A 20125-nucleotide genomic window follows, 5' to 3' on the forward strand; every position below is an offset into this window, starting at 1 on the left:
ACAATATGCACCGCACGAATCAGCGTCGCCTTGCCACTATCGCCCTGAGCTTTACGCTCCTAGGTTGCGGCTCCGGTAGTACAGAAAAAAATACGGAAGTCGCAGGCCCGGAATCGAGCACAAGCCCACTCGCCAGCCTCATGTCCATGCTGGGTGGCTCTGAACCCACTGAGAATGACTCACCAAAAGCGGAATCCTCGGCGACTAATGCCGATACCCTCAAGGGCTTGGGCTGTGGCTGGATTGCAGCCTCCGATGCCGATAACGCCAACATCGCCTTTCCAGATAAAGCCGCGCGTTATTGGGTCGCCCTAGTGCCCATGACGCCCGGTAACCGCTTACGAATTGAAGGCATTTACCCAAAGGCACGTTATTTCTCGTTTAATAGTTACGATCTGGCGTTACGCCCTACTGATGCCATCGCCGATCGCGAAATTAGTCCTGAATCAGGCTCACGCAACCCCTTCACCGAGGCCACCGCGAGTTCTGGCGGTCGCTATACCGCCTACCTGAATTTCGGCGCTGCGCCGGAAAAAAGAGCCGCCAATAGCTTTTACAGTGGCGCGATTGGTGCTGGTCCCCTGCAACTCCCGAATGGCCCTGTGGTGCCCATTATTTATCGCACCTACTTAGCTAGCGGTGAGCGCCAAGACGGTGGCGTACCACTTCCTGTGCTGACCTTGGAATCGAGCACTGGACAAGCCATTGCCACCTTGCCCACCTGTAGCGAGCCGTTTCTACCTAGCTTTGGTGGACTCTTGCCTGACTTCGGCTTTAATGACCTCATCAATCAGACCGACTACCCCAATCAGCTTGCGCTGCCCTTTCCAACGGCGGTTTACCCCGCCATTACACGCCCGTTCTACGGACTGCCGCAATCGGGCATGAACATGATCATTGATCAACTGGGGATCGCTGAACAGGCCAGTCAATTCCCCGCCCTGCCTACTACCGGGGGTGGCGGCTTCCTGAGCAATGTTCACAATGACTACACCACGTCGGCCTTTGCCCGACGCTATGGCAACCTGTTCTTACTGCGTGCAAAAGCCCCCAGCTTCCGGGATAAAAAGGGCGTGACATTTGGTCAAGAGCAAATGCGCTATTGGTCTATTTGCCAAAATGAATTTGTCACTCAGCGTTACACCGATTGCAGCGCCGACAAGGACACCGTTTTAGATGCCGATGGCTACTTCACGGTTGCCGTTTCCGACACGGCTGAACGCCCCACCCACGCCACGTCCGCGCAAGGCATTACCTGGCTGCCATGGGGTGCTTACCCTGATGGCCTCTTGCTCTATCGCCAGATGCTCGTGGATGACAACTACTCACAAGCCATTAAACGCGTACCGCAAGGCACCGATATCAACGACGTCATGGGCGAGTACGCACCGCAAACGACTTACTGTCGCCCAGAAATTTTCGATCAGCCGAATCGCACGCCCAAGCAGCGTTTTGCAGCGTGCTTAGCGGATCAAGAAGCCAATCCTGCCGACGGCGCTCCAGCCCTTTAGTTTTGAGTAAATAAATGCCGTTCACGCACTTGAGTAAGCCCGTATTTTTTAGCCTGACCCTGATGGCCAGTTTATTAATGGGCTGCGGAAGTGAGTCCAGCCCCGCCGCCAAAAATGCGTCAGCGGGGCGCACGGCTAATGCAGAGCAGCTTAGGGCAGCAGCTGCGCTCTGTGGTAACCCTGCCCCCACAGGCAACCTCACACCGAGTTGCAATACCTTAGCTGCTGCGGATGGGTCAGAGCCCCCCTGTAACCCGCATCTCGCTCAAGATGCGTGGTCTGCTAGTCATCGCGGCAATTTTGCTCAGGCGTCATCGCCTCTGCCCGGCATAACCACACCGGATCAAGTCAATATTGATCACGCCCCGCTGACTGCTGTGCCGGTCGTCCTGAACTTCTCCGAGCGTGACAGTCAAAAGCGCCAAGCCGTTTGGGCTTCCACCGTTGGCTTTACGGGCGAAGTCATTAAGATTGATGGCGACACTATGCGACGCATCGACCGCTTTTTACCCGGCGGTGTGAGCACCGTGTCTACCAGTGGCGCCTATAACTTATTAGATCGAGATCAGCGCCTGATCGTTGGGCAAGCCGACGCGCTGCAAGTCTTTGGCGATAGCGAAGTGGGCAATCGACACAGCGCCATTAAGCGTCTGCAGAACTTTAGTTTGCCGCCTGAAGCTCGTTGCGGTGATCGCGACGATGAGCTGGTCGGCATCACCATGCTTCCCGACGGTCATATCGCCTTCGCCACCAAGTTCGGCATGGTTGGGGTAGTGCCGCGCCAGCCAGAAGCCATGTGCGCTGCCACGCTAAAAGTCTACTCAATCAATGGTGATGCCTGCCAAGACAGCACCATTGCCGACAAAGACTTAGAGCAGGTGTCCAATTCGATTGCTGCCGATGAAAATAGCGATATCTATGTTGTGACCAGCGCAGCGCAGCATCGCATTGCGTGGAATGGCCAGAAGCTCAGCAGCAAATGGCGTGCGGGCTATGCCGGAGCAGGCGGTACTGCCAGCGGACGACTCGGCACGGGATCAGGCTCAACACCCACACTTATGGGTCAGCCCGGCACGAAAGATCGCTTTGTCGTCATTACCGATGCACAACCCCTAATGCACCTAGTTTTGATGTGGCAAGATGACATTCCGGCCGACTGGCAACCCGTTAAACCGGGTCGAGATCGCCGCATTGCCTGCGAAGTGCCGATCAATTTCGGCAATGAGTCGGCCACCGTCAGCCAATCTGAGCAGTCGGTTTTGGTGCGTGGCTATGGCGCGGTTGTCGTCAATAACCAAATGAAGCTCAATCAGTTATTGGCGTTAGTGCCCGCCCAATTACAGCCTTTCACACAGCTTTTGTCTGGCCTAAGCATCAATAAGCCTCAAGGCTTACAGCGTGTTGACTGGGATCCGATCAACCGACGCTGTAAGACCGTTTGGAGCAACGCGGAAGTCTCTCTGCCCAATGGCATTCCCAGCATGAGCGCCAGCTCCAGCCAAATCTTTGGCATCGGCTCACGCAGCATTAATGGCATGGACACTTGGACACTCGAGTCTATTGATTTCCAAACGGGGAAGTCGCGCTTTAGCATTCCAAGCACCGCATACCCCACAGACAATAGCTTCTACGCGGCCACTACAATCGGCCCGGGTAATAGCGTTTGGACAGGGACATTGGGTGGCATCACGCGCTTCCAAAATTGCCAAACAAACGCGGATTGCGGAAGACGAACACTTAACCCGATTCAGCACGTACCATCGCCCTAGTATGCATATCCATGGCAGTTGGGTCGTCGCGTTGTTTGAAGTCCTAGAGGCCGATGGATGCACGCGTGACTCCCTGCTGGAGCTTATGCATTTGCGCGCACAAGACGACTTTGCGCAAATGCGTCACCCGGTGCATCGGCTGGTGCCGCTATGGCAATTGGCCGACGCCCGACTGGGCGAACAGGCGGGCTTATTGGTGGCACAACACTTCCGCCCCCAGCATTGGGCGGAACTGGGGCAGGCCCTGCTGAGCAGCCGCCATTTGGGTGAGATTTTAGAGCGCATGACGCAGTTCTCTCGCCTCATGACCGATGCCTTGTATTTCGATCTCAGTGCCGAAAGTCCCGACACACTGACCTTTCGTACGCGATTTGCCTTCCCACAGTTGCTCGAAGAAAGCCGCGTTGAGGCCTATGTTGGCGCGTCGATTCAACTCATTCGCTTACTGATCCCGCAGCCGCTGTTGGCGCAGCGCGTGGAGCTTATGCGCCAGCAACCCGCCGATATCCGCCCGTGGCAGAACCTATTTGGCGAACAGCTTTCCTGGGGCCACGACTGCATCGCCATTCACCTTCACGCGGATGCGCTAAACGAAGCTGTACCTGGTGCTGACGCCACCATTGCTGCCCTTCACGATGCGTTTCTTCAGCGGCAATTAATCGCCTTGGATGATCAGGACTTAATCGCCCAAGTGCGGCAGCATTTACGCCATCGAGTGGGTCAAAAAGTCGCGCATATCGACTTTATTGCAACGCAGTTAAACATGAGTGGGCGCACCCTTCAGCGGCAACTACAACAAGCTGGCCTGCCCTTTCGCGAACTACTGCACGAAGTACGCCTGGAGCTTGCACAGCACTATTTAAGCAATACCAACCTGCGCTTAAGTGACATCGCAGAGCGCCTAGGCTATCGCCATCAAAGTAATTTCACCCTAGCCTTCCGCAGCAAAATGGAATGCTCACCCACGCAGTACCGACACAAAGCACAGCACGAAAACAGCTAAACGCATCAAAACCGACCCTTGAAAACGCTGCGCGGGCATCATTTTCGCTCAGAAAATTATGATTTTGCGCCAGCCGTATTTTCCGCTAAACCATTGGTTGCCTTAAAAAAAACAATCTGTCATGGTGCGAAGACACGGTTTAGTCCGTGACATTTTGCCCACATAAAAATAATAGGCAGATTGAACCTCATGTCACTTAAAGCACTTCTGCTACCTATGATTAGTCGTCGGCTTTTTTCGCGCCAGCGGCTACTCGCCAAACGCGCCAACGCTGAACGTCTGCGTATTGCCAAAGATGCGCCCCACGTCGTGCATTACTTTCATCAGGTCGATGACCCGTACAGCGCACTGACCGCCAGCGCCCTGCCCGAGCTGCTTGCGCGCTATGACATCGCCCTAAGCGTTCATATCGTGGATGCCCCACCCGATTCGGCCGCGCCTGAACGCGACAAGCTCATTGCCTACAGCCGCCTCGATGCCGCTCGGCTAGCCAAACACTATGGTCTAGAATTTAACGATACTGGTCGGCAACCCAGCGCCGAAGCCATCGCGGAGGCCAGTTCGCTGCTGGTGGCCAATCACGAGGCCGAGGCCTTTGCAAAAATCGCGGGGCAGGTATCGCAAAATCTCTGGCAGTTCAAAGCCGATCTTTGCACCGGCCTTGATTCACACCTGACGCATACTCGTGCTTCCTCAGCAGCCGTGGCGGCACACAAAGCCTCCGCTAATCAACTCCGCGCCCGGCGAGGGCATTACCTGGGTGCCACGTTTTTTTATGCCGGTGAATGGTATTGGGGCATTGATCGGCTCTATCACCTAGAGCAGCGATTACAGGCTTTAGCGGTTCAAAAACACGCAGTCACTTCGCTGTTATTTCCGCCCGCAACCGACCTTAAGGCGCCCGTGTCTTGCGTGAATCCGCCTGATATTCATTTCTTCTTTTCCTTCCGCAGCCCCTATTCCGCCATTGTGGCCCCACGCGTTTTTGAGCTGGCGCGCTTAACGGGGGCAAACGTAAAACTGCGTTATGTCTTGCCTATGGTTATGCGGGGCTTGCCAGTACCTGCCGATAAACGGTCCTACATCAGCCATGACACCGCGCGCGAAGCCTTCGTTCGCAACATTCCTTTTGGCTGCATCAATGACCCTGTAGGTAAGCCCACGGAGCGTGGCCTGGCCCTGATTGCCTATGCCGAGCGTATTGGGCGCGGCGAGGCCTATGTGATGTCGTTTATGCAGGGCGTATGGGCCGAAGGCATCAATGCCGGTAGCGATCACGGCCTGCGTCGCATAGCCGAGCGTGCGGGTCTGAACTGGATCGAAGCACAACAAGTTTTACGAAATGACAATTGGCGCCTTCAAGCCGAACGTAATCGCGATGACATGTTTGCTTTGGGACTGTGGGGCGTGCCGTCGTTCAAGGTAGGCAACGTCTGTACTTGGGGTCAGGACCGTCTGTGGGTCGTGGCTGAGGAAATATTGAAAACAGCTGTCACTGACAAGGCGCCATCATGACCAAAAAACTTATCGTAGCAGCAGCGCTCCTGCTCTCGGGCGCTGTGGCGTACCACCTCCTAGCCGTGCCGGTCAGTCTGGCCTTAGTCAAGCAAGTGGCCACGAAACGACTGAGCACTGACAACATGAACGGCCTAGCCGATGGCTTGCACATTGGCATTTGTGGTGCTGGGGCTCCCTTCCCGGATGATCTACGCTCCGGGCCATGCACCCTCATTATTGCGGGCCAGCGCTTATTCGTGATTGACACCGGCAGCGGCAGCGCACGCCACATCACGGGCATGGGCTTTAACCCAGGCCGCATTGAGGCCGTTTTTCTTACCCACTTCCACTCTGACCATATTGATGGTTTGGGCGAGTTAATGTTGCAACGCTGGGGTGCCAGCGCGAATCAACAGCCCGTTACCATTTATGGCCCGCGAGGTGTTGAATCCGTGGTGGCAGGCTTCTTACAAGCATATGAGCCAGATCATCAATATCGTGTAGCGCACCATGGCAATCACATCATGCCCAGCACGGGCTTTGGCGGCGTTGCTAAATCGTTCGAAGTTCCAGCGCAGGGCCATGCCGTCATTGTGAAGGATAAAGACCTGGAGATATCCGCCTTCGCCGTAGCGCACTCACCCGTGCACCCGGCTGTTGGCTACCGAATTCGCTACAAAGGTCGCAGCGTGGTGATCAGTGGTGACACCAGCAAATCAGCCGCCGTTACCGAAGCCGCGCAAGGCGTGGATCTGCTGGTGCATGAAGCACTCTCTGCGCCACTCGTGGGCATCCTGCACGACAGTGCTGATGCCGTAGGTCGGCAAAACCTCAAGCAAATTTTCACCGATATTCTGAACTATCACACCTCGCCGCCCGAGGCTGCCGAGGTCGCCGAGGAAGCCAAGGTTGGCTATCTTTTACTGAATCACATTGTGCCGCCGCTGCCACTTTCCGGCCTGAAAAAAGCCTTTCTGGCCGATGCTGAAGAGCGCTACAAAGGCCCTATCCGGATTGCTCAGGATGGCGACTTCATTAGTCTGCCCGTGGGCACAAAAGCGATTGAGGTAGGTTCGCGGTGAAAACGATGCCCATGCCACGACTGTTGCTGCTGGCCGGGCTCCTCGCGGGCATGGTGGGCACGGGCATTAGCGTCGTTCGGCAAGTGCCAGCGGCTGGCTTACCCAGCGGGGCCATGGCCCAAGTTGGCGAGCGACTGATTCTGCGCGATGAGTGGTTGAAAGGCGTGGCCGCTGCTGCCTCCGAACGTCGCACGCCCTTAACGGACGCACAGAAGCAGCAAATCTTAGATCGTCTGATCGACGAAGAACTACTGGTACAACATGGCCTGAGTTTGGGGCTGGTTGAAAACGATCAACGCTTGCGCGGCCAGCTCATTGCCGAAGTGCTCTTTAGCACCACCGCCAGCCTGTCCGATGACGCGATAGCCGAAACTGAGCTCGAGTCGTTTTATCGCGCCAATGTAGGCTTATTTGTGCCGCCGGCTCAGCTCCGGGTGCAGGCCTGGACACTCAGCTCAGCGGGTGAGCGCAAAGCCTTTTTGCCGCCCTTGCCGAACAGCCTTTTGCCTTTGCATAAACTGCAACAGTACTTAGGGCCGGAACTGGTCAAGGCCGCCATGCTTCTGCCCTTGGGTCAAGAAAGTCGGCCCATCGCCAACCAGGGTCAACAGGTGATTTTGCTCGTCAGCGAGCAGCAACTTGCCCCTGCGCCTGCACTCGAAGCCGTTCGCGAGCCTGTGCTTCGCGAGCTTCGCCGCCAGCGTGACGAGCGCGCAGTGCGTGAACTGCTTGATGACTTGCGTCAGCAATACCGCGTCACGCGAGTCGATGCACAATGACGTTTTATCGCTACTGGCTTCTTTGCCTCTGGCTCGTGAGTGGTTGGGCTCATGCCCATAACTTGGGTACCTCCTACTCGCAATGGCACCTCAGCGAATCCGGTGCCTCGGTCACGGCGCGTATCTCCCAATTGCAACTGAGTCGGTTACAGCTTGATCCGCGCTACACCGAGCAGTACGCCGAAAAAGTAGCGACCTTATTGGCGCGTGATCTCCAACTGTGGGCGCAGAACCAGCGCTGCACGACGCAAGAGGCGAAGGCTGGAATTGAGGCCGACGGTTGGGTGAGTGTGCGCTGGCACGTGGACTGTCCGTCAGCACAACCATGGACGTTACGCACGCGTTTACTGGAGAACGTAGCGCCATCGCACCTACATTTTGTCCGTATTGATGCGCCACAACAGCCAATACAACAACGCGTGCTGAACTTTGCCCATCCCAGCCTGACGCTAGGTGCCACCGCGCCTGAAACGAACTCGCTGCAGCAATTTATTGGCATTGGTCTGAGCCATATTCTGAGTGGCTGGGACCATCTCGCGTTTATTCTGATGTTAATTTTATTGGCCCCACGGCTACGCGATGTGGTGTGGCTGGCCACTGGTTTCACCCTCGCCCACAGCCTCACCTTGGCAGCCGCCAGCTTAGGTTGGGTGATCGTAGATCAGGCTCGAATTGAGGCGCTCATTGGGTTTTCCATTGTCCTCGTTGCAGCCGAAAATCTATGGTTGCAGAGCGCGCGCGACCCTTGGATTCCTCGTCTGCTGCTCATCACCCTCATCGGGGTGGCGGGGCTGGGGCTGTTCACCAGCGACCTGGGTCAGCTCCCGCTGCTGCTCAGCCTATTTGTGTTTACCGCCTGCTATTTCGGTTTTCTGGCCAGCGCGCCTCAACCTCAGCGCTGGCGCCTCGCCCTGACCTTTATTTTTGGCTTAATCCATGGCTTTGGCTTTGCCGGACTCATGGGCGAGCTGACATTACCTGCCGAGCAGTTCTTGCCGGGTCTGCTGGGTTTCAACCTCGGGGTCGAACTAGGGCAGATACTCATCATCGCGCTGATCTGGCCCTTACTACATCTGTTACGACGCTTTCCACACGTGGCTGCCTGGAGCAGCCAAGGGGTTTCTGCCGCCGTTGCCGGCTTGGGCATTTTCTGGTTCTTGACCCGATTACTGGTGTAAATCCATGAGCAAAAACATAAAAAAAATCAGCATCATCAGCATCGCCCTGGTCGCCGTCGCGGCATGGCTTTACCTGGATCGTAAAGCTCACCCCGAAACGCCAGGCGTGATCAGTGGTCAGTCGGTTTCCGAAGAGGTTTTAAAGGCCCGCCGCGATGCGCTTGTAGCGGCCACTGGCGAGCGCGCCGATGCCAAGCAGATTCTCTTTGGCGATTTGCATGTGCACACGACCTATTCCGTGGATGCCTTTGCCTGGAGCATGCCGGTTTTGCATGGCAACGGTGTGCATCCACCCGCCGAAGCCTGCGACTACGCCCGATTCTGCTCCGGTCTGGATTTTTGGGCCAGCACCGAACATGGTGAATCGCTCACACCACGGCACTGGCAAGATTTGAAGGATACCGTCCGGCAATGCAATGCAGTGGCAGGTGATCCGGCCAACCCAGACATGGTGACGTTTCTGGGCTGGGAATGGACGCAGATGGGCAACACCCCAGAAACCCATTACGGCCATAAAAATGTCATTCTGCGCGACACCGACGACGCCAACATTCCCGCTCGTCCCATTAGCGCCGGAAGCATTGCCGCCTCCGCCATGCGAGCCAACGGCCGTCCGTATTGGCAAGATTTAATCTCGCCCTATATGGATTTTGCCAGCCGGCAATCGCAATTCGATCAGCAATACAAACTCGCCGAATTGCGCCGCCAAACTGTTTGTGCCGACGGGGTCCCCGTACGCGAACTGCCCAAGGAGTGCGTGGAGTACGCGACAACCCCCGCCGACCTGTTTGCCAAACTCCGGGATTGGGGCAGCGAGAGCCTGGTCATCCCGCATGGCAACACGTGGGGCTTCTACACCCCACTGGGCTCCGGCTGGGAAAAACAGCTCACGCGCAAGCAGCACGACCCCGAACGCCAACGACTCATCGAGGTGTTCTCTGGTCATGGCAACTCAGAAGAATACCGAGACTGGAAGGAAGTCGCTTTTGATGCCGAGGGCAATGCCACTTGCCCGGCACCCAGCAAAAACTATCTCCCCTCGTGCTGGCGTGCGGGAGAAATCATTCGCAGCCGATGCGGCTCATTACCCGCCGCCGAGTGCGAAAAACGTGTGGTGAAAGCGCGCCGAGATTACCTTGCTGCAGGTCGTGGCGGCCATCTCGTGGTGCCTGGCGTGAAGCCTGAAGATTGGCTAGACGCCGGCCAGTGCACCGACTGCTTCCTGCCTGCCTTCAACTATCGCGCCGGTGGCTCCACGCAATACGCACTGGCACTGTCTAACTTTGACGAGCCAGGCGAAAACGGAAAAGGTCCGCTGCGCTTCCGCTTTGGCTTTATTGCCTCCAGCGACAATCACGCAGCACAACCCGGCACCGGCTTTAAACAAGTGGGCCGACATGAAAACACCGAGGCCTATGGTCAGGACATGCCGCTACGCAAGTTCTTCATTGATGAAGCCAAGCCCACCGGCCAAAAGCCCGAGTCAGTGCCCTTCGACATCAACCAGAGTCGCTTCAACTTCCTGCAAGTGAACGAAAGCGAGCGCGCACAGTCTTACTTTTACACGGGCGGTCTAGTTGCTGTGCACAGCCCAGGTCGCTCACGCGATGCCATCTGGGGCGCACTCAAGCGCCGGGAAGTCTATGCCACCTCCGGAGAGCGCATGCTGCTCTGGTTCGACCTGCTCGGCGATAAAGGCATGACCGCACCCATGGGCTCGGAGGTGAAAGGCGTGGGTAATCCAACCTTCCGGGTGCGTGCGGTGGGTGATTTTGAACAGCTTCCGGGCTGCCCTGAGCAGAGCCTGACGGCACTGGGCAGCAAGCAAGTGGAGCAAATCTGTCGCGGCGAATGCTACAACCCGTCGAACAAACGCAAAACGATTGATCGCATTGAAGTGGTGCGCATCCTGCCGCAGAACCAACGCGGTGAAAACGTGAAAGACCTGATTGAAGACCCCTGGAAAACCTTCGCCTGTAGCGGCGACCCCGCTGGCTGTACCGTGGAATTCAGTGATACCTCCGCCAAGCGTCGGGGCCGCGAAGCCATTTACTACGTCCGCGCCGTGCAAAAGGCCTCACCCACAATCAACGCCGCGAACTTACGCTGCGAATTTGATGCGCAGGGCCGCTGCATTGCCGTGAAGCCTTGCTATGGCGACGACCGCACCAGCAGCAAAGACGAGTGCCTCGCCCCTGCAGAACATCGTGCGTGGTCATCGCCCATTTTTGTGGACGACGCCGCTGCGGCAAAAGCTGCCCCACATAAAACCACAACAGGAGCCCCTGCCAAATGACTCGTCCCTACCTGCACTACGCTTGGGAGATCTCCCTTTACAGCGGCAAGACCCGCGCCTACCTGCGCTATAAGGGCATTCCGTTTGTGGAGAAGAACATTCATCTGTGGACCATGCCGACCATTCAGAAAAAGGTTGGCGCTCAGGTTATGCCGGTGGTGGTTACGCCTGAAAGCGAATGGCTGCAAGACACCTCGCATATTATTGATGTGCTGGAACAACGCTTCCCGAATGCGCCCGTGGTGCCGGCAACGCCACGACAGAAGATGGCCTCCAGCCTGATCGAAGCTTGGGCGGACGAATACTGGCTGCCCACCGCCATGCATTTCCGTTGGAGCTATCCGGAGAACTTCCGCGACCTGTTCCAGCCTGAAGTCGGCGACAACCTGCTGCCCTTCATGCCGCGCTTCATCAAGAACCGCGCCGTGACCAAAGTCGCTACGCTGCTGCGCAGCTACCTGCCCGGCGTCGGCGTGGTGCCCGGCCAGCACGAGATCATCGAACGCTGGACGCATGAACAGCTCGACCTGCTCGACACTCATTTCGGTCAATACGCCTACCTGCTCGGCAGCAAACCCTGCCTCGGTGACTTCGGCCTCATCGGCCCGCTCTACGCTCACCTCGGGCGCGACCCTTGGCCGGCACGCGAACTCATTGCCAAACGCCCTAATTTGCTCGCCTGGGTTAGACGCATGATGAATCCACCACAACCCCAAGCCGGCAACTTCTTGGCCGATGACGCCATTCCCGACACCCTGCTGCCGCTATTCAAATCCGTGTTCGCCGACTTCTGGCCACAGCTGGAACTGACCCTGGGTGAAATGGAGCGCACCCGCGCTAACCTAAAGTCCGGTCGCGGCTGGTCGCGCATGCTCGGCATGATTGATGTGCCCATGGGCAATGCCACGCTGCGTGTCGGCGCCCGCCCCTTCAGCCTGTGGATGGCACAACGCAGCCTCGACACCTTCCGCGCCCTGCCCGCCGCCGAGCAGGCCAGCGTGCACGACTGGCTGGAAAGCATCGGCGCCGGCGATGCCATGAAGCTGGCCATCCCGCGCTTGCGTCAAGTCGCCCTGCGTGTCGCCCCGGAGTAAGCCATGAGCACTGCCGCCAAACCCTCAGGGCGCTATCGCGCCTATGTCTCCGACGTGTCGTATTACAGCGGCAAGCTCGAAGCCTACCTGCGCTACGCCGGCATCGACCACGAGCGCATCGAAGTCAACACCGACACGCTACGCAACACCGTGCTGCCCGCCACCGGCGTTATGAAAGTGCCGGCCATGCAATGCCCGGACGGCCGCTGGCTAAAAGACACCACGCCGATGATGCGCTGGCTCGATCAGCAACACGGCCGGCCATCGATCTACCCGACTGACCCCGCCAGCCACTTCATCGCCCTGCTCATCGAAGACTACGCGGACGAATGGCTGTGGCGACCGGCCATGTACTACCGCTGGAACTTCGCCGACTCGCACCGCCTGCTGCGCCACCGCCTCGGCCGCGAACTGTCCGACGGCACACGCTACCCCGCCGCCGGCCTGGGCTGGTACATGCGCTGGCGGCAGTACCTGACCTTCGTCCGCGACGACGGCATCCGCCCGCACAACGAAGCTAAGGTGCAAGCGCTGTACCGACGCACCCTGGCGCAACTCGGCCAGCGCCTGCAAGACCGACCGTTCCTGCTCGGCGAGCGCCCGAGCATCGTCGACTTCGCCTTCTTCGCCTCCATGTTTCGCCACTTCGCGCTGGACCCACACTCCGCCAAGCAGATGATCGACACGGCACCGGCCGTCTACGCCTGGGTCGGGAGGGTGTGGAATGCGCATGGCGGCAATACACCGTCGCACGCTGAACTGGAAGACTTTGCCAGCTCGGACTGGAATGCCATTTTTGGCGAAATCAGTCGAGACTATCTGACCTATCTGGATTTGAATGCGACGGCGTATGCCCGTGGCGAAACGCATTTTGATCTGGAGTTGGGGGATACGGTGTATCCGCAGATGGCGGTAGTGCGGTATCGCGTGGCGTGTCGGGAACAGATCTTATTGGCTTATCGGGCGCTGGCTGCGGAAGCGTGCGAACAGGTTGATATTCGCCTGCAGTCATCGGGCATTGCCAGCTGGTTGAGGCAGGCACCGCTCATCGTTTCGGGTTTGGCCGATGAGTTTGTCATGCCCTTGCAGAGGCGATATCCAGCGGCTAAGGGGTTGGCAGGGTTGAGATTGTTAAAGGGGACGCCGTGGGATATGCCGGCGGGGCCGGTGCGTTAAGCATGCGGCCATTTATCTGAGTTACTTTTTAAGCAGCTGCATGATAACTCCCCCCAACTCAACTTTTAAGATAGGCGGATAACAACAATGAAGGTACGGCATTGGAAAATCGGCGGCGCAATACTGTCGCTCGTCTTGCTGGCGTTGTTGGTACTTATCCGACCTTGGGCGGAATACAACCCGCTGAAACTCAACGCGCTTTTTGCGCCCGATAAGCGCATCCAGAACTTTCGCAGCATGGAGCAGGTGCTGCCCTATCGCGTGGTCCGCGCCGCCACGCCCTTTGAGTTCTCGCGTGCCGAGCGGCCGCTGGAGATCCGCTATACATTCAACGGCGAGACACGCCGGCTCGATGAGTTTTTGGAGCGGGCGACGGCAACCGGATTACTGGTGATCAAGGACGATCAAATCATCATGGAGCGCTATTTCCATGGCGCGGATGCGACTACCCGACACACCTCTTGGTCGGTGGCCAAGTCTTTTGTCGCAACGCTCGTGAGCATTGCACTCAAGGAAGGTCGCATTCGCTCACTGAACGACCCGATCACGGACTATGTGCCTGATCTAAAGGGTAGCGCCTATGAAGGCGTGCCAATCCGTCACGTTTTGCAAATGTCGTCCGGCGTAGATTTCGACGAAAATTATGTCAGTCGTCACTCTGATATAAGCCGGCTGTTTATCAAGGTGTATGTGCTCGGTCAGCGCATTGATCGAGTCATGCACGACTACGGGCGTGAACGCCCGTCCGGCGAGATGCTCCACTACATCAGTGTAGATACTCAGGCCTTGGGGATGATGTTGCAGCGGCTATACGGAAAGTCCTTGTCCGCCGTGCTCGAGGAAAAGCTTTGGCAACCGCTCGGCATGGAGGGCGATGCCTACTGGAATATTGATCAGCCAAGCGAAGACGGCATGGAAATGGCGTTTTGCTGCCTCAACGCTCGTCTGCGCGACTTCGCCAAGCTCGGGCGCTTGTACTTGCATCAGGGCAACTGGAACGGCATCCAGCTGCTGCCCGAGGGTTGGGTGGCGGAGGCCACCACGCCGGCAGGGCCTCATTTGGAGCCCGGCGCATCGCCTTACAATTACGGTGCGCGCGGCTATCAGTACCAATGGTGGGTGTGGGAAGGCTATCAGCGCGAATATTTCGCTGCCGGCGTATGGGGGCAGTATGTATATGTCTCGGAACCGGACAACCTGATCATCGCGCGCACCAGCGTGGATCCGGACTTCCGTGCCAATCTCCCCGAATCTATTGCCGCCTTCCGAGCCATCCGCGACGCGCTGCGTGCCACTCCCGTGGCCAATCAAAAATAGGCTATTCAGCATACTCTACACTATGCCGTAAGGCATATTTCAAAGCGTCTTTCTCCGATCACTATGCTCCAGCACATTGAGCATTTACCTCGGAGAAAGACCATGAAGATGACCTTCCGTAACACCGCCTTGGCCATTGCACTGACCACGGGTTTTGCAGCTGCAACACCAGCCTTGGCCAACACCACGCACACCGGCCCCGCCGCTCCCGTGGTGTCGTCGAACATCACCGAAGCCGATGTCATTGCTGCTCAGCGCGCTTGGGGCAATGCCCTAGTGAGCATCGCCACGGATTTCGAAAAGGGTGGCTTTAAGCTGGCTAAGGCCACCGCTGAAAAAGTGCTGGATTCCGCCTACGGCTACGCGCTCGGACCCGTGCTGTTTAAACCGACCCTGACCACCGCACCACAGACCTTCCGTACCACCCGTGAAGGCGCGCTGGCTTACTTTGTAGGCGGTGACAAAAGCTACCCATCCGATACCGGTTTTGCCCTAAAAGGCTGGCGCTCGGCTGAGATTCGTAACGTGGCTATCCAACTGCATGGCGATGTCGCGATAAGTCAGGGCAATGTGATGCTCACCGACAAGGCCGGTAAAACCACCACGGTCGACAAAACCTGGGGCTACAAGCGCGATGATCAAGGTCGCCTGCTCATTGTTCTACACCACTCCTCATTGCCGGTTAAACCCTAAGGAGGCATTCCATGAGCGCACGACGAATGAAGCCGCGTTTATTGGCTTTAGCTGCGACTTTTCTGCTCATGCCTGCGGCGCAAGCGGCTACCGGTAAGCTCGTTTTGACCGGTGGTATCACCTCGGTGGAAGGCACAGCGGGTGGTGGCATCACACCGTGGGCCATGATCGGAACGCAAGCCACGGAAAATGAATGGGGAGTTAGCGCGAGCAGCTCGTTTACCGAAACCAATGACTATCGTCTCAACACCTTCGGCGTAGCTGCGGCATGGAATGAGCGCGTAGAGTTTTCGCTGGCTCAACAGCGCTTTGATACGGGCATTACGGGTACAGCGCTAACCGGATCGGACTTAGTACTGGAGCAGCAGATTATCGGTGCCAAAGTGCGTGTCTTCGGCGAGGCTGTGCTGGATGCCGATACCTGGATGCCGCAGGTCTCCGTCGGTGTTCAGCACAAGCGTCTCGATGCCAATGCCCTAGAGCCAACTTTGCAGTCACTGGGTGCGCGCCGCTCGGGTACGGATGTGTATGTGTCGGCCACCAAGTTGTTCTTGGCACCCGGCATTTTGGTGAACACCACGCTGCGCGCCACAAATGCTAATCAAACTGGCCTGCTAGGTTTCGGGGCACGCTTGGGTGGCGATGAATCCCGCCACCAAATCGTGCCAGAGGTTTCAGTGGCTAAGTTACTGCGCAACAACCTCGCCGTGGGCATGGAGTATCGTGCCATGCCGAACAAGCTTGCACGTGCCGGTCAAGCTGCTGGCCTAGGCAACGGTCTCGCTGCCGATGACTGGAAAGATGTGTTCATTGCCTGGGCGCCGCACAAACAGGTGTCGCTGACCGCAGCTTATGTGGATTTGGGCCGTATTGTGCCCGCTACCACGAATAATCGTGATCAACGCGGCATCTTTGTGTCTGCTCAGATTGCGTTCTAATCAGGGGAACTCATTATGAAACGTCATGTTTTACCTGTTCTTTTGCTCTGTCTTCCGATGTTGGCATCAGCCAATACGCCGCCCGAATCAACCAAGCCGCCGACCTTGTATGAGCAGCTGGGCGGGAAAGATAATATTCGTGTGGTCATGGATGACTTTGTGGCGAGACTGAAGCAAGACTCACGCATCGGTAACCAATTCACTCACACGAATGCAGCACGTCTAGCGTCGCAACTCACCGATCAGGTGTGTGAAGCCACCGGCGGCCCCTGTCGCTACATCGGTTTGGACATGAAGGCGGCGCATGCCGGCATGACTATCACCAAAGCGCACTTCAATGCCTTGGTGGAAGTACTTGTGGCATCGATGAACGCTAAAGGTGTGCCCTTTGATAAGCAGACTGACATCTTAGCCCTTTTGGCGCCGATGCATCGCGATGTGATCACTGTACGATAACGTGTGGTAGTTTTAGGCTTGCGAGCTACCGTCCTAGGTTAGCTCGCTTTCTATTTTTCTAAGATTTAGGCAAAACAATGACAACCATTGGTACACCGTTGATGTGGTCGCTGTTTGGACTTTTTGTGTTGCTCGCGCTGGCACTCGACTTTTTTGCGCTCAATCGTCAGGGCTCGCACAAAGTCTCCATGCGTGAAGCTGGCATCTGGTCACTGGTTTGGGTCGCGCTTTCCTTTGTCTTCATGGGCTGGATGTGGTGGCACCTTGGCGGAACGGGCAGTGATGCCGTTGCTCAAGAGTTAGCCAACACCAAAGCCGTCGAGTTCATTACCGGTTACCTGATTGAGAAAGCACTGGCAGTGGACAATGTCTTTGTCTTCCTGATGCTGTTCACCTACTTCGCAGTTCCCGCGGAATTCCAGAAGCGCGTTCTGATGATTGGTGTGCTCGGTGCACTCGTGCTGCGTGCCGTCATGATTTTGATTGGCGCTTGGTTAATCGCCAAGTTCCATTGGATTCTCTACTTCTTTGGCGCTTTTTTGCTTTTTACCGGCATCAAGATGTGGTGGGCTGCCGGCAAAGAGCCGGATTTAGAGGCCAATCCTGCCCTGCAATGGTTAAGACGCAAGGTACGTATCGCCCCAGATTATGATGGTGAAAAGTTTTTCACGTTCATTAACGGTGTCCGCGTAGTAACGCCACTGGCCGTTGTCGTGGTGCTAATCGGTATTGTGGACGTGGTCTTCGCGGTCGATTCGATACCGGCGATCTTTGCCATCACCACCGATCCGTTTATTGTCTTGACCTCGAATGTGTTTGCCATCCTTGGCCTTCGCGCCATGTACTTCCTGTTGGCCGGTGTACACGAGCGCTTCCACTTGCTGAGCTACGGTCTGGCTCTGGTCTTGGCGTTTATCGGGATCAAGATGTTGATTGTCGACATCTATAAAATCCCCGTCGTCTGGTCGCTGTCCTTCACTGTGCTGACGCTGACTGCCACCATGTTGCTGTCGCTGCGCATTCCACCGAAGGGTAAAGGCGGTAGTGCCTATCCTTTCGCGGCCAAGTCATCGACAAGCGACACCAGTTCGGAAACCTAATATCGCCACGGAGGCCGCGCAAATGCAGTCACGAACACAACAAGCGCTTCAAGGGCTGGTTGCCGGAGCACCCACGAATAGCCGAGCCCCAAACCTGCATAAGTGACCGCTGTCATCTGGCGCGGCCTGACACTGGAAAACCGTCATGCGCCATGGATGGCGCATGAGAGCCTACAGGGAAGTATTCACGGCGTGTTTTCCAGTGTCAGGCCGCAAAGGCTGTCATAACCAGCGACTTAGCAAAGCTTTGGAGCTCAGAACCAGTCGGCTGATGCTCGAGCACACACCATTTCACGCCGGGCTACAACACCTAGCCACGGCGTAATTTTCGGCAGCTCATACTGGAAGAAGAAATCACAAGCGCCACGCTTGCCAGCTAAGAAGCCGTTAGGCCACTGCCCCGCATCGGCGGCCTGCGCAGCCAGCGCCAACTCCAGCCAGATCCACGCCAGCACCACATGCCCGAAACCCTGCAGATAGCTCGTCGCATTCGCCAGTGCCTCCGCCGGATTCCCCGTCGCCCAGGCCGCCTGCGTTGCCGACACGACTTCCTGCAACGCCGCCATCAACGCCCGGCCATGCGCCTGCAGCCCGGCATCCGCTGTGGCCGAGCGCGTCACCGTCTCGCCGATGCGCGCCGCCAGCGCCTTCAGCGCCGCGCCCTCATTCATCAGCACCTTGCGACCCAACAGATCCAGACCCTGAATGCCGTGCGTGCCCTCGTGGATCATGTTCAGACGGTTGTCGCGCCAGTACTGCTCGACCGGGAAATCGCGCGTGTAGCCATAGCCGCCGAGAATCTGAATAGCCTGGCTGTTCGCCTCCTGCGCCCACTCGCTGGGCCAGCTCTTCGCTATCGGCACCAGCAGCTCCAGCAGCAGTCCGGCGGCCTTGGCCTGCTCCGGCGTGCCGGTACTTTCCTCATCCACCAGCCGCGCGCAGAACAGGCCCAGCGCCAACCCGCCCTCGGCAATCGCCTTCTGCATCATGAGCATGCGCTTCACATCGGTGTGCTCGATAATCGGCACTTGCGGGCTGTTATGATCCTTGCCGCCAGCACCGGCATGACGCCCCTGCGGGCGCTGCTTGGCATATTCCAGCGAGGCTTCGTAACCGGCATACCCCAGCATCGTCGCACCTAGACCCACCGCAATCCGGGCCTCGTTCATCAAAGTGAACATGCAGCGCAAGCCATTGCCGACACCGCCGATGAGATAACCCACTGCGCCCGCCCGACCCTCGACCGGAAACTTGCCCTCGCCGAAATTGAGCAGCGTATTCACCGCCCCGCGATAGCCACACTTGTGATTCAGCCCGGCCAGCGCCACATCGTTGCGCTGCCCGGTCGGCCGGCCCTCGGCGTCCACCAGAATACGCGGCACGATGAACAGCGAAATGCCCTTCACCCCCGGCACCGGCTTGCCATCCGGCCCCGGAATCTTCGCCAGCACGAGGTGGATGATGTTGTCGCCCATCTCGTGCTCGCCGCCGGTGATCCACATCTTGTTACCGGTTAGGCGATGACGCGCGCCCAGCGGATCATTCTCGCCACCGGCTTCCGGCAACGCCCGCGTCGCAATATCGGAGAGACTGGAGCCGGCCTGCGGCTCGCTCAGGCACATCGTGCCGAAGGTCGTGCCGGCAAAACCCGTCTTCGCGAACACCTCGATCTGTTTCGGCGTGCCGTGCGCCAGAATCGTGTTGGCATTGCCCCGCGTCAGCATCGGATACGCCGCCAGCGACACACTCGCTTTGTAGAAGAAACTCATCGACGCCATCTCGACCACGGTCGGCAACTGCATGCCACCGACCTCAGCCGGCTTGCTTGCGCCCATCAGCCCCGCCTCATTGAACGCCGCCAACGCAACCGGCGTCTCCTTCGGCAGATGCACCGTAACGCCGTCGAACTCTGGCTCCTGGATATCCGTCAGCCGATTGATCGGCGCAAACTGCTCCATCGCGATCTGCTCACTAAGCTCCAGCACCGCAGCAAAGGTGTCGTTGTTGTGCTCGGCATGAAACTCGCGCTGACAAAGGGCTTCGGCCTGAAGCCAGTCATTCAAAAGGAAATCGAGCGTAAGACGATGCGACATATTGAAGCTCCAAAGCCACGGCGCGAACGCCCGAAAAGAGAACGCTGTTCATCTGGTGCGGCCTGACACCGGAAAACCGTCATGCGCCATGGATGGCGCATGAGAGCCTACATGGACGTACTTGCGGCGTGTTTTCCGGTGTC

General features: G+C 57.5%; 16 protein-coding genes. 15 read left to right on the top strand and 1 reads right to left on the bottom strand.

From position 1 onward, the window contains the following. Positions 1-5 precede the first annotated feature (5 nt). From AC14IB_RS06885 to AC14IB_RS06955, 15 genes are all read left to right on the top strand, one after another. Positions 6-1511: a hypothetical protein gene (locus AC14IB_RS06885; protein ID WP_484231188.1), complete on the top strand. Its 1506-nt coding sequence runs from the start codon at positions 6-8 to the stop codon at positions 1509-1511. A 14-nt stretch (positions 1512-1525) separates the two neighbouring features. Beyond that, positions 1526-3280, top strand: coding sequence for a hypothetical protein (locus tag AC14IB_RS06890; protein ID WP_484231189.1), 1755 nt, complete (start codon positions 1526-1528; stop codon positions 3278-3280). Between the two features lies 1 nt (position 3281). Continuing rightward, complete coding sequence (locus AC14IB_RS06895) at positions 3282-4283, top strand: helix-turn-helix transcriptional regulator (RefSeq protein WP_484231190.1); 1002 nt, start codon at positions 3282-3284, stop codon at positions 4281-4283. A gap of 189 nt (positions 4284-4472) precedes the next feature. Further along, positions 4473-5798, top strand: coding sequence for a DsbA family protein (locus AC14IB_RS06900; RefSeq protein WP_484231191.1), 1326 nt, complete (start codon positions 4473-4475; stop codon positions 5796-5798). Beyond that, a complete protein-coding gene (locus AC14IB_RS06905; RefSeq protein ID WP_484231192.1) occupies positions 5795-6862 on the top strand; it encodes an MBL fold metallo-hydrolase in 1068 nt (355 codons plus the stop codon). The genes AC14IB_RS06900 and AC14IB_RS06905 overlap by 4 nt, the downstream gene beginning before the upstream one ends. 5 nt (positions 6863-6867) lie before the next feature. Beyond that, the gene (locus tag AC14IB_RS06910; protein WP_484231193.1) at positions 6868-7641 is read left to right on the top strand and encodes a peptidylprolyl isomerase; all 774 of its coding nucleotides are present in this window, start codon (positions 6868-6870) and stop codon (positions 7639-7641) included. After that, positions 7638-8819 (top strand): HupE/UreJ family protein, encoded by a 1182-nt coding sequence (locus AC14IB_RS06915; RefSeq protein WP_484231194.1) that lies wholly within the window; start codon positions 7638-7640, stop codon positions 8817-8819. Before AC14IB_RS06910 ends, AC14IB_RS06915 begins: the two co-directional genes overlap by 4 nt. Positions 8820-8823: 4 nt before the next feature. Then, positions 8824-11115 (top strand): DUF3604 domain-containing protein, encoded by a 2292-nt coding sequence (locus AC14IB_RS06920; RefSeq protein ID WP_484231195.1) that lies wholly within the window; start codon positions 8824-8826, stop codon positions 11113-11115. After that, positions 11112-12209, top strand: coding sequence for a glutathione S-transferase family protein (locus AC14IB_RS06925; protein ID WP_484231196.1), 1098 nt, complete (start codon positions 11112-11114; stop codon positions 12207-12209). Before AC14IB_RS06920 ends, AC14IB_RS06925 begins: the two co-directional genes overlap by 4 nt. A 3-nt stretch (positions 12210-12212) precedes the next feature. Next, positions 12213-13385 (top strand): glutathione S-transferase family protein, encoded by a 1173-nt coding sequence (locus AC14IB_RS06930; RefSeq protein WP_484231197.1) that lies wholly within the window; start codon positions 12213-12215, stop codon positions 13383-13385. Between the two features lie 87 nt (positions 13386-13472). Beyond that, positions 13473-14702 (top strand): serine hydrolase domain-containing protein, encoded by a 1230-nt coding sequence (locus tag AC14IB_RS06935; RefSeq protein ID WP_484231198.1) that lies wholly within the window; start codon positions 13473-13475, stop codon positions 14700-14702. A 102-nt stretch (positions 14703-14804) separates the two neighbouring features. Beyond that, positions 14805-15395: a hypothetical protein gene (locus AC14IB_RS06940; protein ID WP_484231199.1), complete on the top strand. Its 591-nt coding sequence runs from the start codon at positions 14805-14807 to the stop codon at positions 15393-15395. A gap of 11 nt (positions 15396-15406) precedes the next feature. Then, the gene (locus tag AC14IB_RS06945; protein ID WP_484231200.1) at positions 15407-16333 is read left to right on the top strand and encodes a DUF3034 family protein; all 927 of its coding nucleotides are present in this window, start codon (positions 15407-15409) and stop codon (positions 16331-16333) included. A gap of 15 nt (positions 16334-16348) precedes the next feature. Further along, the gene (locus AC14IB_RS06950) at positions 16349-16789 is read left to right on the top strand and encodes a group I truncated hemoglobin (protein WP_484231201.1); all 441 of its coding nucleotides are present in this window, start codon (positions 16349-16351) and stop codon (positions 16787-16789) included. Between the two features lie 77 nt (positions 16790-16866). Beyond that, positions 16867-17889: a TerC family protein gene (locus tag AC14IB_RS06955; RefSeq protein WP_484231202.1), complete on the top strand. Its 1023-nt coding sequence runs from the start codon at positions 16867-16869 to the stop codon at positions 17887-17889. A gap of 254 nt (positions 17890-18143) precedes the next feature. Here AC14IB_RS06955 and AC14IB_RS06960 read toward each other — a convergent pair whose 3' ends face one another. Further along, positions 18144-19982 (bottom strand): acyl-CoA dehydrogenase, encoded by a 1839-nt coding sequence (locus AC14IB_RS06960; protein ID WP_484231203.1) that lies wholly within the window; start codon positions 19980-19982, stop codon positions 18144-18146. Positions 19983-20125 lie beyond the last annotated feature (143 nt).

The sequence above is a fragment of the Perlucidibaca sp. genome (genome assembly GCF_057084925.1).

What these genes read in the sequence shown, in the direction of transcription:
- AC14IB_RS06885 (WP_484231188.1), top strand. Translation starts at nt 6, where the DNA reads ATGCACCGCACGAATCAGCGTCGCCTTGCCACTATCGCCCTGAGCTTT.
- AC14IB_RS06890 (WP_484231189.1), top strand. Translation starts at nt 1,526, where the DNA reads ATGCCGTTCACGCACTTGAGTAAGCCCGTATTTTTTAGCCTGACCCTG.
- AC14IB_RS06895 (WP_484231190.1), top strand. Translation starts at nt 3,282, where the DNA reads ATGCATATCCATGGCAGTTGGGTCGTCGCGTTGTTTGAAGTCCTAGAG.
- AC14IB_RS06900 (WP_484231191.1), top strand. Translation starts at nt 4,473, where the DNA reads ATGTCACTTAAAGCACTTCTGCTACCTATGATTAGTCGTCGGCTTTTT.
- AC14IB_RS06905 (WP_484231192.1), top strand. Translation starts at nt 5,795, where the DNA reads ATGACCAAAAAACTTATCGTAGCAGCAGCGCTCCTGCTCTCGGGCGCT.
- AC14IB_RS06910 (WP_484231193.1), top strand. Translation starts at nt 6,868, where the DNA reads ATGCCCATGCCACGACTGTTGCTGCTGGCCGGGCTCCTCGCGGGCATG.
- AC14IB_RS06915 (WP_484231194.1), top strand. Translation starts at nt 7,638, where the DNA reads ATGACGTTTTATCGCTACTGGCTTCTTTGCCTCTGGCTCGTGAGTGGT.
- AC14IB_RS06920 (WP_484231195.1), top strand. Translation starts at nt 8,824, where the DNA reads ATGAGCAAAAACATAAAAAAAATCAGCATCATCAGCATCGCCCTGGTC.
- AC14IB_RS06925 (WP_484231196.1), top strand. Translation starts at nt 11,112, where the DNA reads ATGACTCGTCCCTACCTGCACTACGCTTGGGAGATCTCCCTTTACAGC.
- AC14IB_RS06930 (WP_484231197.1), top strand. Translation starts at nt 12,213, where the DNA reads ATGAGCACTGCCGCCAAACCCTCAGGGCGCTATCGCGCCTATGTCTCC.
- AC14IB_RS06935 (WP_484231198.1), top strand. Translation starts at nt 13,473, where the DNA reads ATGAAGGTACGGCATTGGAAAATCGGCGGCGCAATACTGTCGCTCGTC.
- AC14IB_RS06940 (WP_484231199.1), top strand. Translation starts at nt 14,805, where the DNA reads ATGAAGATGACCTTCCGTAACACCGCCTTGGCCATTGCACTGACCACG.
- AC14IB_RS06945 (WP_484231200.1), top strand. Translation starts at nt 15,407, where the DNA reads ATGAGCGCACGACGAATGAAGCCGCGTTTATTGGCTTTAGCTGCGACT.
- AC14IB_RS06950 (WP_484231201.1), top strand. Translation starts at nt 16,349, where the DNA reads ATGAAACGTCATGTTTTACCTGTTCTTTTGCTCTGTCTTCCGATGTTG.
- AC14IB_RS06955 (WP_484231202.1), top strand. Translation starts at nt 16,867, where the DNA reads ATGACAACCATTGGTACACCGTTGATGTGGTCGCTGTTTGGACTTTTT.
- AC14IB_RS06960 (WP_484231203.1), bottom strand. Translation starts at nt 19,982, where the DNA reads ATGTCGCATCGTCTTACGCTCGATTTCCTTTTGAATGACTGGCTTCAG.